The organism is Streptomyces sp. NPDC045678, from assembly GCF_056432085.1.
On the sequence record NZ_JBWKJS010000005.1, the window covers coordinates 624,914 to 641,072 of the forward strand.

Annotated in this window: 17 protein-coding genes; 13 read left to right on the forward strand and 4 right to left on the reverse strand. The window is 70.4% G+C overall.

What is annotated here, in order from left to right:
* Positions 1 to 86 precede the first annotated feature (86 nt).
* The 11 genes from mshD (at position 87) to pstB (ending at position 12,145) form a co-directional block, all read left to right on the forward strand.
* Positions 87 to 1,022 (forward strand): mycothiol synthase, encoded by a 936-nt coding sequence (mshD, locus tag AC07DO_RS20975; protein ID WP_479061519.1) that lies wholly within the window; start codon positions 87 to 89, stop codon positions 1,020 to 1,022.
* 111 nt (positions 1,023 to 1,133) lie between these two features.
* Positions 1,134 to 1,616, forward strand: a complete 483-nt coding sequence (locus AC07DO_RS20980) for a GntR family transcriptional regulator (protein ID WP_479061521.1) — start codon at positions 1,134 to 1,136, stop codon at positions 1,614 to 1,616.
* Positions 1,613 to 2,527, forward strand: a complete 915-nt coding sequence (locus AC07DO_RS20985; protein ID WP_479061523.1) for an ABC transporter ATP-binding protein — start codon at positions 1,613 to 1,615, stop codon at positions 2,525 to 2,527. Before AC07DO_RS20980 ends, AC07DO_RS20985 begins: the two co-directional genes overlap by 4 nt.
* The gene (locus AC07DO_RS20990; protein WP_479061524.1) at positions 2,524 to 3,543 is read left to right on the forward strand and encodes a hypothetical protein; all 1,020 of its coding nucleotides are present in this window, start codon (positions 2,524 to 2,526) and stop codon (positions 3,541 to 3,543) included. Before AC07DO_RS20985 ends, AC07DO_RS20990 begins: the two co-directional genes overlap by 4 nt.
* 114 nt (positions 3,544 to 3,657) lie before the next feature.
* Entirely contained in the window at positions 3,658 to 6,030 is a 2,373-nt protein-coding gene (locus AC07DO_RS20995; RefSeq protein ID WP_479061526.1) for an RNA degradosome polyphosphate kinase, read from the forward strand.
* Complete coding sequence (locus AC07DO_RS21000) at positions 6,011 to 7,132, forward strand: CHAD domain-containing protein (protein ID WP_479061528.1); 1,122 nt, start codon at positions 6,011 to 6,013, stop codon at positions 7,130 to 7,132. Before AC07DO_RS20995 ends, AC07DO_RS21000 begins: the two co-directional genes overlap by 20 nt.
* Complete coding sequence (locus tag AC07DO_RS21005; protein ID WP_479061529.1) at positions 7,129 to 7,599, forward strand: NUDIX hydrolase; 471 nt, start codon at positions 7,129 to 7,131, stop codon at positions 7,597 to 7,599. The genes AC07DO_RS21000 and AC07DO_RS21005 overlap by 4 nt, the downstream gene beginning before the upstream one ends.
* A 359-nt stretch (positions 7,600 to 7,958) precedes the next feature.
* The gene (pstS, locus tag AC07DO_RS21010) at positions 7,959 to 9,083 is read left to right on the forward strand and encodes a phosphate ABC transporter substrate-binding protein PstS (protein WP_479061530.1); all 1,125 of its coding nucleotides are present in this window, start codon (positions 7,959 to 7,961) and stop codon (positions 9,081 to 9,083) included.
* 114 nt (positions 9,084 to 9,197) lie between these two features.
* Positions 9,198 to 10,220 (forward strand): phosphate ABC transporter permease subunit PstC, encoded by a 1,023-nt coding sequence (gene pstC, locus AC07DO_RS21015; RefSeq protein ID WP_479061532.1) that lies wholly within the window; start codon positions 9,198 to 9,200, stop codon positions 10,218 to 10,220.
* Positions 10,217 to 11,290: a phosphate ABC transporter permease PstA gene (gene pstA, locus AC07DO_RS21020; RefSeq protein ID WP_479061534.1), complete on the forward strand. Its 1,074-nt coding sequence runs from the start codon at positions 10,217 to 10,219 to the stop codon at positions 11,288 to 11,290. The genes pstC and pstA overlap by 4 nt, the downstream gene beginning before the upstream one ends.
* Positions 11,291 to 11,368: 78 nt before the next feature.
* Entirely contained in the window at positions 11,369 to 12,145 is a 777-nt protein-coding gene (gene pstB / locus AC07DO_RS21025; RefSeq protein WP_366722682.1) for a phosphate ABC transporter ATP-binding protein PstB, read from the forward strand.
* A gap of 131 nt (positions 12,146 to 12,276) precedes the next feature.
* Here the strand turns inward: pstB and AC07DO_RS21030 are convergent, their stop codons facing one another.
* Together AC07DO_RS21030 and AC07DO_RS21035 are read right to left on the reverse strand one after the other, a co-directional pair.
* Positions 12,277 to 13,275, reverse strand: a complete 999-nt coding sequence (locus AC07DO_RS21030; protein WP_479061536.1) for an inorganic phosphate transporter — start codon at positions 13,273 to 13,275, stop codon at positions 12,277 to 12,279.
* 9 nt (positions 13,276 to 13,284) lie between these two features.
* Positions 13,285 to 13,905, reverse strand: a complete 621-nt coding sequence (locus AC07DO_RS21035; protein WP_055567145.1) for a DUF47 domain-containing protein — start codon at positions 13,903 to 13,905, stop codon at positions 13,285 to 13,287.
* Positions 13,906 to 14,221: 316 nt separating this feature from the next.
* On the opposite strand from AC07DO_RS21035, the gene AC07DO_RS21040 reads away from it, so the two are divergent.
* Positions 14,222 to 14,590: a metal-sensitive transcriptional regulator gene (locus tag AC07DO_RS21040; protein WP_479061539.1), complete on the forward strand. Its 369-nt coding sequence runs from the start codon at positions 14,222 to 14,224 to the stop codon at positions 14,588 to 14,590.
* A 79-nt stretch (positions 14,591 to 14,669) separates the two neighbouring features.
* Here AC07DO_RS21040 and AC07DO_RS21045 read toward each other — a convergent pair whose 3' ends face one another.
* Positions 14,670 to 14,873 carry a hypothetical protein gene (locus AC07DO_RS21045; RefSeq protein WP_479061541.1) on the reverse strand — a complete coding sequence of 68 codons (204 nt, stop codon included), beginning with the start codon at positions 14,871 to 14,873 and terminating at the stop codon, positions 14,670 to 14,672.
* Positions 14,874 to 14,963: 90 nt separating this feature from the next.
* Positions 14,964 to 15,827, reverse strand: a complete 864-nt coding sequence (locus tag AC07DO_RS21050; protein WP_479061543.1) for an SCO4651 family lipoprotein — start codon at positions 15,825 to 15,827, stop codon at positions 14,964 to 14,966.
* A gap of 116 nt (positions 15,828 to 15,943) precedes the next feature.
* On the opposite strand from AC07DO_RS21050, the gene AC07DO_RS21055 reads away from it, so the two are divergent.
* Entirely contained in the window at positions 15,944 to 16,099 is a 156-nt protein-coding gene (locus AC07DO_RS21055; protein ID WP_479061544.1) for a hypothetical protein, read from the forward strand.
* The last annotated feature ends 60 nt before the right edge of the window (positions 16,100 to 16,159 follow it).

Sequence of the window (16,159 nt, forward strand, 5' to 3'; positions counted from 1 at the left end):
CCACCCCGGCGGGGAAGCCGAACGCCGGGCGGCAACCACAGAGCACCCCACCCCACAAGGCGCCCCGCCAGAATACGCTCGGGAGCATGACTCACGACCGCCCCGCCGACGCCCCCACCCCCCTCCGCCAGATCGACACCCTCGCCGAACTCACCTCCGCGCAGGCGGAAGCCGTGCTCGCACTGCTCGCCGAGGCCGCCCGTACGGACGGGCAGCAGGCGGTGTCCGAGCAGGGCCGGCTCCAGCTGCGCGGCGGCGCCCGCGACGGCGTCCGGCACCTGCTGCTCACCGTCGACGGCCAGCTCGTCGGATACGCGCAGCTGGAGGACACCGACCCCGTCGAGGCCCCCGCCGCCGAGCTCGTCGTGCACCCCTCGCGCCGCGGGCACGGGCACGGCAGGGCGCTCGGCACCGCGCTGCTCGCCGAGTCGGGCCGCCGCCTGCGCGTGTGGGCGCACGGCGGACACTCCGCGGCCCGCCACCTGGCCCAAGTGCTCGGCCTCGCGCTCTTCCGCGAACTGCGCCAGATGCGGCGCCCTCTGGCGGACCTGGACCTGCCGGACCCGACGCTGCCCGAGGGCGTTTCGGTACGTACCTTCGTACCCGGACAGGACGACGCGGCGTGGCTCGCCCTGAACGCGGAGGCCTTCGCCCACCACCCGGAGCAGGGCGCCCTCACGCAGCGGGACCTGGACGACCGCAAGGCGGAGCCGTGGTTCGACCCGGCGGGCTTCTTCCTCGCCGTACGCGAGAGCGACGGCGCGCCGGTCGGCTTCCACTGGACGAAGGTGCACGCCGAGGAGCGCCTCGGGGAGGTGTACGTCGTGGGCGTACGGCCGGGGGCCCAGGGCGGCGGCCTCGGCAAGGCGCTGACCACGACGGGCCTGCGCCACCTCGCACGGGCGGGCCTGCCGACGGCGATGCTGTACGTGGACGCGGACAACAAGGCGGCCGTGAGCGTCTACGAGCGCCTGGGCTTCGTCACGCACGAGACGGACCTGATGTACCGCACGGAGTCGTAGAACCCGCTCCCCCACCGCACCTCCGCACCTCGAGGGGCGGCGTCGCTTGACGCCGCCCCTCTTTTGCACCACCCTTTCACTACTCAATTAGTGAAAGGGTGGTGCAAGGCAGTGGTCGAGTACCGCATCGACCGGCGCAGCGGCGTCGCCACCTATCTCCAGATCGTCCAGCAGACCCGGCAGGCCCTCCGCCTCGGCCTCCTGGAGCCCGGCGACAAGCTGCCGACGGCCCGCGAGGTCGTCGAGGCCACGGCCATCAACCCGAACACCGTGCTGAAGGCCTACCGCGAGCTGGAACGCGAAGGCCTCGTCGAGGCCCGGCGCGGGCTCGGCACGTTCGTGCGCAGGACGCTCGGCGGCGCACCGGCCGACTCGCCGCTCCGGGGTGAGCTCGCCGAATGGGCCGCGCGGGCCCGGCGGGCGGGACTGGAGAAGGACGACGTGGCGGCCCTGTTCACAGCCGTACTGGAAGAGCAGTTCGGCGAATCGCAGCCCCACGAACAGCCACAAGAACAGCCCCGAGACCAGCACCGAGACCAGCACCAGGACCAGCGACAGCAGCGAGCGCAGGCACCCCAGGGGGACCCCGCATGACCGACACCGCCATCGAGGCGACCGCACTGACCAAACGCTTCGGGCGGGGCCGATACGCCCTGCGGGACTGCACGTTCCGCCTGCCCGCCGGCCGCGTCTGCGCGGTCGTCGGCCCGAACGGCGCGGGCAAGTCGACCCTGCTCACCCTCGCGGCCGGCCTCGACCGCCCCACCGAGGGCACGATCAGCGTCCTCGGCACGGACCCCGCGAAGGCCCGGGAGCGCATCGCGTACGTCGCCCAGGACAAGCCGCTCCACCCGCAGCTGACCATCGCCGACACCCTGCGGCTCGGCGCCGAACTCAACGCCGGCATCTGGGATATGGAGGCCGCCGAACGCGTCGTGAGCGGCGGCGGCCTCGACCGCACCGCCCGCATCCGTACGCTCTCCGGCGGCCAGCGCACCCGCGTCGCGCTCGCGCTCGCCCTCGGCAAGCGCGCCGAACTCCTGCTCCTCGACGAGCCGATGGCCGACCTCGACCCGCTCGCCAGGCACCAGTTGATGGGCACGCTGATGGCGGAGGCCGCCGAGCACGGCACGACGGTGGTCATGTCCTCGCACATCGTGAGCGAACTGGCGGACGCCTGCGACTACTTGCTCCTCGTCTCCGACGGCGGCATCCGGCTCGCCGGCGGCATCGACGACCTGATCGGCGCGCACCGCCTGGTCACGGGCCGCGGCCCGGCCGACCGTCTCCACCCGCACACCGTCGTCGAGTCCCGCGCCGCGGGGCGCGGCCTGACCGCGCTGATCCGCACCGAGGGCCCGGTCGCCGACGGCTGGGACGTAGAAGAACCTTCCCTGGAGGAACTGTTGCTGGCCCACCTGCGCGCACCGGAGGCGCCACCGCTCCTCTCCCCCGGCAGCACGCCCCGGGAGCGCGGTGCGCGGGATCTGGGGGTGTCCGCGTGACCGCGACGACGACCGTGCCCGCCGAGCGGCAGGGCCGCCGTGCCGCCCTAGCCCTCCCGGGCCCTTACCGCGCGGTGCTGCGCCAGCACCGCACGGCCCTGTGGATCCTGTTCGGCCTGTTCGCGCTCGGCGCCGCCGCACTGGCCGCCGCCCGGCTGTGGGTGGGCCACGCCGCCGACGTCTTCGCGGCGACGGACTGCGTCATCAGCAAGACCACGCCGGACTGCGGCGGCCCGGTCCGCGGCTACCTCGACGCCGAGCTCCAGTTCGGCAGGAACCTCGACTACGCGGGCATGGCCATGCTCGGCCTGCCGTGCCTGATCGGGGCGTTCGTGGCGGGCCCGATCGTCGCGAGGGACCTGGAGTCGGGCACGTACAAATGGGCGTGGACGCAGTCGGTCACCCCGGCCCGCTGGCTCGCCGCCCGGCTCGCCGTGGTCGCCGCGCTCGTGGTGAGCGGAGTGGTCCTGTTCACCGCGGTCCAGCGCTGGGCGTGGTCCACCGGTCCCGAGCTCGAGTACGTCAGGGGGCCCTGGTACGAGCGGGCCATGTACGGCTCCCTGGGCACGGTCGGCATCGGGTACGCCCTGCTCGGCCTCGCCATCGGCGCCCTCACCGGGCTTGTGACGCGCCACGTGTTGCGCGCCATGGCGGCCGCCACGGGCTTCACCTTCATCGCGGTCGTCCTGCTGCCGCTGGCCCGCCCCCACCTGTGGGCGACCGAAACCGCCACCTGGGCACAGACGTCTCCGCAGGCCACGCCCAACTTCGGCCTGCTGGTGGAACGCGGCATGCTCACCTCCGACGGGAAAAGGCTGCCGGAAACGCTGTGCTGGGATTCGAGCCGGGAACCCGATCCCTGCTACGCCGAGCACCAAGTCACCGGCTGGTACTCCGACTTCCACCCCTCGTCGCACTTCTGGCCCCTCCAGCTCGTGGAGACCGGCATCCTGCTGGTCCTGACCGCCGCCGTCACCTACGCCGCGTTCCGCCTCCTGCGCCGCCGCGTGGCCTGAACCGTACGATCGGCCGGAGGCGCCACGCTGTAGACGCCCCGGAGCCTTCGGCCGATGTCCCGCACGTCATGTCGCCGTAACCACTCATTCAGACAGGCTTGCGACGCTCGCTCAATGCAGCCCGCCGCGCCCGACCCGTCCCCGGAGAACGGGAGCGCTTCCCAGGCAAACGGGAAGCTCCGCCTGACTCCCGCGCTCTCCGACGCGCCCATCGTCGTACCCGCGCGGAACAATGGGTCCATGAGCCAGCAGAACACGCAAGGACACGTGCAGCACGCCCAGCCTTCCGTGGGTTCCATCGCGGCGCACCGGCCCGCCACCATCGCCGCCACGGTCTCCGACCTCGACCCCGACATCGACGCCGATCTCGACGCGTACGACGAGGACGCCGCGGTCGGCCACGACGGCGCCGAGCTGCCCCAGGGGCGGTTCCTGGACCGGGAGCGCAGCTGGCTCGCGTTCAACGAGCGGGTCCTCGAACTCGCCGAGGACCCGCACACGCCCCTCCTCGAACGGGCGAATTTCCTGGCGATCTTCGCCTCGAACCTGGACGAGTTCTTCATGGTCCGCGTGGCCGGCCTCAAGCGCCGCATCGCGACCGGCGTCGCCACCCGTTCGGCCTCGGGCCTGCAACCCCGCGAGGTCCTCGACCTCATCTGGAACCGCTCCCGCGAGCTCATGGCCCGGCACGCCGCCTGCTACCAGGACGACGTCGCCCCCGGCCTCGCCGAAGAGGGCATCCACCTGGTGCGCTGGCACGAGCTGACCGAGAAGGAGCAGTCCCGGCTCTTCACGCTCTTCCGGCAGCAGATCTTCCCCGTCCTGACCCCGCTGGCCGTGGACCCCGCGCACCCCTTCCCGTACATCTCGGGGCTCTCGCTCAACCTCGCCGTGGTCGTCCGCAACCCGGTCTCCGGACACCAGCACTTCGCGCGTGTGAAGGTTCCTCCGCTGCTGTCGCGGTTCCTGGAGGCCTCCCCGCAGCGGTACGTCCCCATCGAGGACGTCATCGCCGCGCCCGCGCACCTCCAGGAGCTCTTCCCGGGCATGGAGATCCAGGAGCACCACATGTTCCGGCTCACCAGGAACGAGGACCTGGAGGTCGAGGAGGACGACGCCGAGAACCTGCTCCAGGCCCTGGAGAAGGAGCTCATGCGGCGCCGCTTCGGGCCACCGGTCCGCCTGGAGGTCGAGGAGTCGATCGCCCCGAACATCCTCAGCCTGCTGGTGCGCGAGCTGAAGATCAGCGAGGCGGAGGTCTACCCGCTGCCGGGACCGCTCGACCTCACCGGCCTCTTCAGCATCGCCAAGCTGGACCGGCCCGAGCTGAAGTACCCGAAGTTCGTGGCGGGCACGCACCGCGACCTCGCCGAGGTCGAGTCGGCGTCCGCCCCCGACATCTTCGCCGCCCTTCGCGAACGCGACGTACTCCTGCACCACCCGTACGACTCGTTCTCCACCTCCGTGCAGGCGTTCCTGGAGCAGGCCGCGTCCGACCCGGACGTCCTCGCCATCAAGCAGACGCTGTACCGGACGTCGGGCGACTCCCCCATAGTCGACGCGCTCATCGACGCCGCCGAGTCCGGCAAGCAGGTCCTCGTCCTCGTCGAGATCAAGGCCCGCTTCGACGAGCAGGCCAACATCAAGTGGGCGCGGAAGCTGGAGGAGGCCGGCTGCCATGTGGTGTACGGCCTGGTCGGCCTGAAGACGCACTGCAAGCTGTCCCTCGTCGTGCGCCAGGAGGGCGAGTCCCTCGTCCGCTACTCGCACGTGGGCACCGGCAACTACCACCCCAAGACCGCCCGCCTCTACGAGGACCTGGGGCTGCTCACCTCCAACGCGGAGGTCGGCGCGGACCTCTCCGACCTCTTCAACCGGCTCTCCGGCTACTCCCGCAGGGAGACCTACCGCCGCCTGCTCGTCGCCCCCAAGTCCCTGCGCGACGGGCTCATTTCCCGGATCAACAAGGAGATACAGAACCACAGGGCGGGCCGCCCCGCCTACGTCCGCATCAAGGTCAACTCGATGGTCGACGAGGCGGTGGTCGACGCGCTGTACCGGGCGTCGCAGGCGGGCGTCGAGGTCGACGTGTGGGTGCGCGGCATCTGCGCGGTCCGCCCCGGCGTGGAGGGGCTCTCGGAGAACATCCGGGTACGTTCCGTCCTCGGCCGCTTCCTCGAACACTCCCGCGTCTTCGCCTTCGGCAACGGCGGCGAACCGGAGGTGTGGATCGGCAGCGCCGACATGATGCACCGCAATCTCGACCGCCGCATCGAGGCGCTGGTCAGGGTCCAGGACCCGGCGCACAGGGCGGCCCTCAGCCGGCTCCTGGAGACCGGCATGTCGGACACCACGGCCTCCTGGCACCTGGGCGCGGACGGCAACTGGACCCGCCACTCGGCGGACCCGGACGGCCAGCCCCTGCGCAACGTGCAGGAGATGCTCATAGACGCCCGGAGGCGCCGGCGTGGCACAGCAACACCATGAGACGACGGTTACGGGTACGCACGCGGGCGCGGGTGCCGCGGGCGAGGCCCTCACGGCCTATCTGCAGGACCAGGCGACGGAATTCCTCCGCTCGCTGCGGCTGCACCGCGAGTCCAGCACGGACGCGCAGGGCGCGGAGGAGTCCCTGGAGGCCGCCCGTTCCCTGCGCCGTGCGGCCCGCCGCATCGGTGGCACCCTCCACACGTTCCGTCCGCTCCTGGACGCGGAGTGGGCGGCGTCGCTCCGCCCCGAACTGGCCTGGCTCTCCGGCACGCTGGGCCAGGAACACGCGTACGCCTCCCGCCTGGACCGCCTCCTCGACGCCCTGCACCGGCTGTCGGGTCCTTCGCCGGTGCCGGCCCCGGCCGGAGACCCGCGACCCGCGTCGGCGGCACTCGCCGCCTCGGGCGCGGGGGGCCGTACGGCGCGGCAGAACGGCTGGGCGCAGCCTTCGGCCGCGAGCACCGCCGACAGCGGCACCCCGCGCGGTCTCGCGGTCGGCGCCGCCAAAGCCGCCGCCCTCCTGGAGCGGCAGCTCACGCTCGCCAGGACCCGCGCCCACTCCACCGCCCTCCAGGCGTTCGGCTCCTCCCGCTTCCACGCGGTGGCGGACCACGTGGCCGTCCTCGCCAGCGAGGTCCCGCTGAGCGGGACGGAGGAGGAGCTCGCGCCCCTCGCGGGGCGGACGGAGGCGACGCTCGCCGAGGCCGTCGCCGCCCTCCCCCTCGGCGAGGCGGGCCACCCCTACAACGCGGGCGCGCTCTCCCACGGCCTCGCCGCGACGGACACCGCCCCGGACGCCCAGGACGCCCCCTGGCTGAAGGTCCGCTCGCTGCTGCGCCTGTACCGGTACGCGCAGGAGGTCCTCGTCGGCCACGACCGCCCCGACCCCCGCATCGCGGACGCGAGCCACGCCCTGAACGTCCACCGCGAGGCGGCGTCCGCGGCGGCAGCGGCGGCCCACGCGGCGCGGACCCCGCGGATCGCGCCCGCGACGGCGTACGCGCTGGGGGTGCTCCACGCCGACCAGCGCCACGAGGTCGAGGCGGCCCGGTTTGTGTTCCAGCGGGCGTGGCTGCGCGAGGAGGCGAGGACCCGGTGACGTACGGGAAAGAGGAGCGGCCGGTGGAGCGGCCCGGCGAGGGGACCACGGTCCTGGCGGCCGGCTGCGTCCTGTGGCGCCCGGACCGCGCCGGGCGGGACGGCATCGAACTCGCCCTGGTGTACCGCCCCAAGTGGTCGGACTGGTCCCATCCGAAGGGCAAGCTCAAGCGCGGCGAGACGGCGCGGGACGCGGCGCTGCGCGAAGTGCTCGAGGAGACCGGCATGACGTGCGCACTCGGCGCCGAACTCCCCACCGCCCACTACCGGGACGCGCAGGACCGCCCCAAGGAGGTCCGCTACTGGGCCGCCGAGGCGCTCTCCGGCACCTTCGCCCCCAACTCCGAGGTCTCGCACCTGCGGTGGCTGCCGCCCGACGGAGCCCGCCGCCTCCTGACGCGCGAGCGGGACGCCGAGCTCGTCACCGACCTGCTGACCGCTCTGGCCGCGCCACGGGGCAGGGCGTAGGGCGCCCCAGGCCTCAGGCGGTCGTACGTCGCCGCTCGCGGCACTCCCCGCAGTACGCACGGCCGACCCGGACGGCGGTGACGGCGATGGCGAGCCAGACGGCGACGCCTGCGAGGAACGGGTAGATCATGCGCTGATCGTATCCGGTCCGTCACGACCTGCGTCCATGACCCTGTGTAGCAATACCGCTACTTTTTGTAGTGGAAGGGCTAACCAGGCCGACCGCCGAGGTTCACCCGCCGTTCACTCGTGCCCATCGGCCGCTTCACCTGCCCTGCCTAATTTCAGCCTTACAACACGACGCAAGTCATCGCACGCCGCCAGCAAAGGGCCGGCGGCTCCCGGAAGGAAGACCCGAAGTGAAGCTTCAGCGCAAGAACCGGCTCCGCGCCCTCTCCCTCGGCGCCATCGCCGTCTCCGGCGCCCTGGCCCTCACGGCGTGCGGCTCCGACGACACCAGCTCGGGCGACGGCGGCAAGGAGACCAACGCCAACGCCAACATCAAGTGCGACGACGCCAAGGGCCAGTTGGCGGCCTCCGGCTCGTCCGCGCAGAAGAACGCGATCGACGCCTGGCGGAAGGTCTACACGACCAACTGCAAGGACGTGCAGCTGAACTACAACCCGACGGGTTCGGGCGCCGGCATCACCGCGTTCCTCCAGGGCCAGACCGCGTTCGCCGGTTCCGACTCCGCGCTGAAGCCCGACGAGATCGAGAAGTCGAAGAAGGTCTGCACGAACAGCCAGGCCATCGACCTGCCCATGGTGGGCGGCCCTATCGCCATCGGCTACAACGTCCCCGGCGTCGACAGCCTGACCCTGGACGCCAAGACCCTGGGCGACATCTTCAACAACAAGATCAAGTCCTGGGACGACAAGGCGATCGAGAAGCTCAACCCCGACGCCAAGCTCCCCAGCACCAAGATCCAGCCCTTCCACCGCTCCGACGAGTCCGGCACCACGGACAACTTCACCAAGTACCTGAAGGGCGCCGCCCCCAGCGCCTGGCCCTACGAGCCGGGCAAGTCGTGGGAGCCCAAGGGCGGCCAGTCCGCGAACGGTTCTGCCGGTGTCGCAGGCCAGGTCAAGCAGACCGCGGGCGCCATCTCGTACTTCGAGCTCTCCTACGCCGGTGAGGGCGTCAAGACCGTCGACCTGAAGACCGAGGCCAAGGAGCCGGTGAAGGCCACCGTCGACAACGCCTCCAAGGCCATCTCCGAGGCCAAGGTCGTCGGCAAGGGCAAGGACCTCGCCCTGGAGCTGAACTACAAGCCGACCGCCGAGGGCGCCTACCCGATCACCCTCGTGACGTACGAGATCGTCTGCGAGAAGGGCAACAAGAAGGACAGCCTCGCCGCCACCAAGTCCTTCCTGACCTACATCGCGGGCGAGGACGGCCAGAAGGTCCTCAAGGACAACGACTACGCGCCGATCCCGGCCGAGATCATCACCAAGGTCCGCTCCACCGTCGCGGGCCTGAGCTAGCTGAACCGAGTGCGGCCGGCCCCGCGGTACCAGGGCCGGCCGCACCGTCCGGTGCACCGCCGCCACGGAGCGCCTGCGTCACCCGCACGGCGCCTCCGCAGACCGGAGAACCCCATGGACATACCAAGCAATACGACCGCTCCTCCCCCCGTCGACGACGTCGAGCCGACGGCCCCGGTGAGCAAGGCCGCCGCACGCGGCGCCACCCGCCCCGGCGACAAGATCTTCCTCGGCCTCTCCCGGGGCTCCGGAATCGTGCTCCTCGCGATCATGGCGGCCATCGCCGCGTTCCTGACGTACCGCACGACCGTCGCCCTCGCCGACAACACCGGCAACTTCCTCACCACCTTCGAGTGGGACCCGGCCGGCATCAGCACGGACGGCAAGCCGTACTTCGGCATCGCGGTCCTGGTCTTCGGCACCGTGGTGAGCTCGATCATCGCCCTCGCGATCGCGGTCCCCGTCGCCATCGGCATCGCGCTCTTCATCTCGCACTACGCGCCGCGCAAGCTGGCCGCCCCCATCGCCTACGTGATCGACCTGCTGGCCGCCGTGCCCTCGATCGTGTACGGCCTGTGGGGCGCCCTCGTGGTCGCCCCCAACCTCACCGGCTTCTACAGCTGGCTGGACGACTACCTCGGCTGGACCGGCGTCTTCGCGTACAACGGCGAGGCTCCGCGCTCCCTGATGACCGTCGGCATCCTCCTCGCGATCATGATCCTGCCGATCATCACGAACGTGAGCCGCGAGGTCTTCCTCCAGGCCCCGAAGATGATCGAGGAGGCCGCGCTGGCCCTCGGCGCCACGCGCTGGGAGGTCATCCGCATGTCGGTGCTCCCCTTCGGCCGCTCCGGCATCATCTCCGCCTCGATGCTGGGCCTCGGCCGCGCGCTCGGCGAGACGATCGCCGTCGCCACCGTCCTCTCGCCGAACTTCCTCATCAATACCTCCGTGCTCGACTACGGCGGCGGCACCTTCGCGCAGAACATCGCCAGCAAGTTCAACGAGGCCAGTGAGTACGGCCAGGACGCGCTCATCGCCTCCGGCCTGGTGCTCTTCATCATCACGCTGCTGGTCAACGGCGCGGCCCGCCTGATCATCGCGCGCCGCAAGGAGTACTCGGGGGCCAACGCATGAGCACCACGACACCCACCCCGACCGGCCCGCTCGTCAAGCGGCCGAGCACCCTCAAGGCCGCGACGCTGCCCCGCTGGACACCACTGGCCATGGCCGCCGGCTCTGCCGCCGTCGCGGTCGGCATCGGCGCCGCGGCCGGCCTGGACAGCCGCATCCAGTGGGGCCTCATGGCCGCGCTCCTGTTCATCGTCGGGTCGTACGTCCTCGCGATGACCGTGGAGGGCACCCGCCAGGCCAAGGACCGCCTCGCCACCTCGATGGTGTGGGTCATGTTCCTGCTCGCCGTGGTCCCGCTGGCCTCGCTGATCTACGAGACCGTGCAGCGCGGCATCAAGGTCTTCGACGGCTACTTCCTGACCCACTCCATGGGCGTCGTGGCCGACGAGGAGACCGGCGGCGGCATCTACCACGCGATCATCGGCACCCTGGAGCAGGTGCTCCTGGCCTCCGTGATCGCCGTGCCGATCGGCCTGCTCACCGCGGTCTACCTCGTCGAGTACGGGCGCGGGAAGCTCGCCAAGACCGTCACGTTCTTCGTGGACGTCATGACCGGCATCCCCTCGATCGTCGCGGGCCTGTTCATCCTCAGCTTCTGGATCCTCATCCTCGAGTTCGACTACTCCGGCTGGGCCGGCGCCATGGCGCTCGCCATCCTGATGATGCCGGTGATCGTGCGCTCCACCGAGGAGATGCTCAAGCTCGTCCCGAACGAGCTGCGCGAGGCGTCGCTCGCCCTAGGCGTGCCGAAGTGGCGGACCATCCTCAAGGTCGTGCTGCCCACCGCGATCGGCGGCATCACCACGGGCGTCATGCTCGCGGTGGCCCGCATCGCCGGCGAGACCGCGCCGGTCCTGCTCCTGGTCTGGGTGAACCCCCTGATCAACACGAACCCCTTCGACGGGGCGCAGGGCTCGCTGCCGCTGTACATCTACCAGCAGTACGCGGCCGGCACCCAGGCGTCGTACGACCGGGCCTGGGCCGCGGCGCTCGCCCTCATCGGCTTCATCATGATCCTCAACATGGCGGCCCGCGCCGTAGCGCGCTGGAAGGCCCCCAAGACGGGCCGCTAGGGCATCCATTGGCCGGCTCCGCCGACAGGTGCCACCTCAGCGACCCTCAGCTCGTCCCTTTTCGAAAGCAGTGATCCCATGGCCAAGCGAATCGACGTATCGGGCCTGACCGCCTTCTACGGCTCCCACAAGGCGATCGACGACATCTCCATGACCGTGGAGCCCCGCTCCGTGACGGCCTTCATCGGCCCGTCCGGCTGCGGCAAGTCCACGTTCCTGCGCACGCTCAACCGCATGCACGAGGTCACGCCCGGCGGCCGCGTCGAGGGCAAGGTGCTCCTGGACGACGAGGACCTCTACGGCAGCGGCGTGGACCCGGTGGCCGTGCGCCGCACGATCGGCATGGTCTTCCAGCGCCCGAACCCGTTCCCGACGATGTCGATCTTCGACAACGTGGCGGCGGGCCTGAAGCTCAACGGCTCGTACAAGAAGTCCGAACTGGGCGACATCGTCGAGAAGTCCCTCAAGGGCGCGAACCTCTGGAACGAGGTCAAGGACCGCCTCAACAAGCCCGGATCCGGCCTCTCCGGCGGCCAGCAGCAGCGTCTGTGCATCGCGCGGGCGATCGCGGTCGAGCCCGACGTCCTCCTCATGGACGAGCCCTGCTCGGCCCTCGACCCGATCTCGACCCTCGCGATCGAGGACCTGATCGGCGAGCTGAAGGAGCGCTTCACGATCGTCATCGTGACGCACAACATGCAGCAGGCGGCCCGTGTCTCGGACCGCACCGCGTTCTTCAACCTGGCCGCCGTCGGCCAGCCCGGCAAGCTCATCGAGATCGACGACACGGAGCGGATCTTCTCCAACCCGTCGGTCCAGGCCACCGAGGACTACATCTCGGGCCGCTTCGGCTGAGCCCGGCCGCTTCGGCCGAGCCGAGCGAGAGACTCCCCGCGGTGCTGCATGGCGGTGCCACCGCAGGGACACCAAGAAGGGCCCGCCCCTGGCTCCCGGGGGCGGGCCCTTCCACGTACTCCGGACGTCCGCTACAGGAACGCGAGATCCACGACCCAGAAGCTCAACGCGGCCACGATCGCAGCCGCCGGCATAGTAATGAACCAGCCCAGGATGATGTTCTTGGCGACACCCCACCGCACCGCGTTCACCCGCTTCGTCGCGCCCACACCCATGATCGCGGAGGTGATGACGTGCGTCGTCGAGATCGGCGCGTGGAACATGAACGCCGTGGTGAACATGATGCCCGCGCCGGTCGTCTCGGCGGCGAAGCCCTGCGGCGGGTCCAGCTCGATGATCTTGCGGCCGAGGGTCCGCATGATGCGCCAGCCGCCCGCGTACGTACCGGCCGAGAGCATCAGCGCACAGGCGATCTTGACCCAGATCGGGATGGGCGCGTCCGCGCTCTGCACGTCGGAGATGACGAGAGCCATCACCACGATGCCCATCGTCTTCTGCGCGTCCTGGAGACCGTGACCGAGCGCCATACCGGCCGCGGACACCGTCTGCGCGATGCGGAAGCCGCGCTTGGCCTTGTGCGGGTTGGACTTGCGGAACATCCACATGATCGCGCACATCACCAGATAACCGGCGATGAGGCCGATCACCGGCGACAGGAACATCGGGATGACGATCTTGTCGATGACACCGGACCAGATGACCCCGATGCCGCCCGCGAGTGCCGCGCCGACCATGCCGCCGAAGAGCGCGTGCGACGAGGACGAGGGCAGGCCGAAGTACCAGGTGACCAGGTTCCACACGATGGCGCCGATGAGCGCCGCGAAGAGGATCCACATCCCCTTGTCGCCGTGCGGGGTCTCGATGATCCCCTCACTCACGGTCTTGGCGACCCCGCTGCCCAGGAAGGCACCGGCGAGGTTCATCACCGCGGCCATGGCGAGCGCCGCGCGGGGCGTCAGCGCACGGGTGGAGACCGATGTGGCGATGGCGTTCGCGGAGTCGTGAAAGCCGTTCGTATACGTAAATCCGAGCGCGACGCCGATCGTCACGATCAAAGCAAAGGTGTCCATGGCGAGGCCTCAGGACTCCTTGACCGCGATGGTCTCCACAGTGTTCGCCACGTGCTCGAAGGCGTCGGCGGCCTCTTCCAGCACATCCACGATCTGCTTGAGCTTCAGCACCTCGATGGCGTCGTACTTGCCGTTGAAGAGCTGGGCCAGGAGTTTGCGGTGGATCTGGTCGGCCTGGTTCTCCAGACGGTTGACCTCGATCCAGTACTCGGTGAGGTTGGCCATCGTCCGCAGGTTGGGCATGGCCTCCGCGGTGAGCTCGGCGGCGCGCGCGAGCACCTCGATCTGCTGCTCGACGCCCTTGGGGAGCTCCTCGACCTGGTAGAGGACGACCAGGTCGACGGCCTCCTCCATGAAGTCCATGATGTCGTCGAGGGACGACGCGAGGTTGTAGATGTCCTCGCGGTCGAACGGCGTGATGAACGAGGAGTTCAGCTGGTGGAAGATCGCATGCGTCGCGTCGTCTCCCGCGTGTTCCGCGGCCCGCATACGCTCTGCGATCTCGGCCCGTGCGGAAGAGTCCGCTCCGAGCAGTTCCATGAGGAGCTTCGAGCCCGTGACGATGTTGTCCGCGGATGCGGCGAACATGTCGTAGAAGCTCGTCTCCCTGGGGGTCAGACGAAAGCGCACGTGGGGTCCTCGGGGTGCTTTGGATGCGGTCAGGCTGATGCTAGGCGCATCATCCGGCCACGGCTAACCGGCCGCCCCCCAGTGTCGCCCATCAGGCACAGTGATCAGCACACCCCCCGGGAAATCGGCTACCATATACCCGCGGGGGGTATGCGAACGGGTGCTGTTTCCGGAGGATGGGGATGCGGAGGACGAGGCGCGGAGCCACGAAAAGTGCGGGAAGTCTCAGAATCCCGGACCCGCCGGAGCCCCACCCCCGACGCCTGACCTACCCCCTCTTCCCGCCCTCTACCCCGAAGTCCAGAAGGAGGACGCCATGACGACCACTGAGGCGGCCGACGCGGCCGGCCCGGCCGTACCGACCCCGGGGGCGCCCGAGACGCCCTCCGACCAGGCCCACGAAGTGCACGGGTACCACAAGCAGAAGGACGAACACCTCAAGCGACTGCGCCGCATCGAGGGCCAGATCCGCGGCCTCCAGCGCATGGTCGAGGAGGACGTCTACTGCATCGACATACTCACGCAGGTCTCGGCCGGCACGAAGGCGCTCCAGTCCTTCGCCCTCCAGCTCCTTGAGGAGCACCTGCGCCACTGCGTGGCCGACGCGGCCGTCAAGGGCGGCACGGAGATCGACGCGAAGGTCGAGGAGGCGACGAAGGCGATCGCCCGCATGATGCGGACGTAACGCTCCCGGGGCCACGCCGACCCGTCAGGAGTCGGGGTCAGGCGTCAGGCGTCAGGCGTCTGGGGTCAGGCGTCTGGAGTCAGGAGGAGGGCCGGCCCCGGTCCTCGCCCGGTACCCCCCGCTCACGCCAGTCGGCGACTTGCAGGACCTCGTCGATCCGGTCGAAGCTCAACCGCTCGGCCGCCGCACTCGCCGCAATGATGAGTTCCCCGCACAGTTCGATCTCGGCGAGGGCGACATGGTCCTGAACCGCCGTACCGCCACGCGTCGGAGCCACGTCCATCACCTCTTCCTGATGCCGACTTCCTAGGGTAGGGAGCGGTCTACGCACCGCGCATGGCACGGACGGACCATTTCCACCAGCCGTACGCGACTACGGACCCGCAATCTTCCCGGCATAGATGTCCTTCTCGGCCGGAAGTGGCACCTTCGCCGGCACCCCGAAGCCATAGAGCAGCGTGGTCGAGGCCACGTTCGCGTCGGCCACGGCGAACCGCTGCCGCAGCTTCCGCACGCGCCCCCCGTCGTCGAGGTAGACGTCGAAGGGCACGCTGCCCCTGCTGAACCCTTTCGCCGCCGCGGCACCCAGCGCACCGCGCTGACCTGCGGAAGCCGCCCGGGCCGCGGCACGCAGGTCGGCGACGCCGCGGTAGTGCCGCACATCCACCCCACCGACCCGCTCCTGCCCCACGAGCCCCACCTTCCGCGCCCCGCGCAGCAGTTCCGCCGCCGCGAGGGGATCCGTGGCGCCTCCGGTGACGAGATTCCCGTCGGACAGCGAACGTGTCTCGATCCGCACCCACTTGTCGGCGGGCACCCCTGCCCCCCGGTTCTTCATGTACAGGGCTCCCGCGGCCAGCAGCTCGGTGATGGGCCGGTGCTCGTCGTCGCCCGCGGGGTCCTGCGGGAGCACCACCTCGAACCGTCCGAGCTGCCGCTCGAAGTCGTAGACGCCCTTGCCGCGGATCGTCACGCGCGTACCACCGCTGGCCATCTCCATGGAGGTCGACGCCTTCGAACTCCCCGCGCGGACGAGGGAGTCGGCGGCCCTGCGCACGACGTCGGCCGGGTCGCCGGGGCCGCTGCCGTCGGCGGCCGCACCGGAGGGCGAACACCCGGAGGTGACGGCCATCAGCCCGAACGCGACGGTCGCGGCGGCCGCGACCACGACGCCGCCCGCGCCGTCGGCGCCGCCCGCACCGCTCGCACCACCCGTGTGCCTGTGCCGGTGCACCATCGCCTGTCTACCCCCAAGCGTTCTCCGCCTGCGACTTCCCCCGTCGTTCCCCTAACGACCGGTACGTTGACCCGTCACGCGGGCGGCCGTTCACCCGCGGTCGGTACGGTGACCGTGTGGCCGATCAGCAAGTCTCCTCAGCCCACCGCACGACGACGGTCGAGAAGGGCCGCTTCACCGCGGCCCACTGCACCTGCGGGTGGCGCGGGCCCGCCCGGCGGGCCCGCAGCAAGGCGCGCACGGACGCGACGGAACACGAAGCGTCCCCCTGAACCCCACCCGACGCCGAGCGAAGGAACCCCCGCGCCTCCCACACCGTCTCGTCCTCGGGA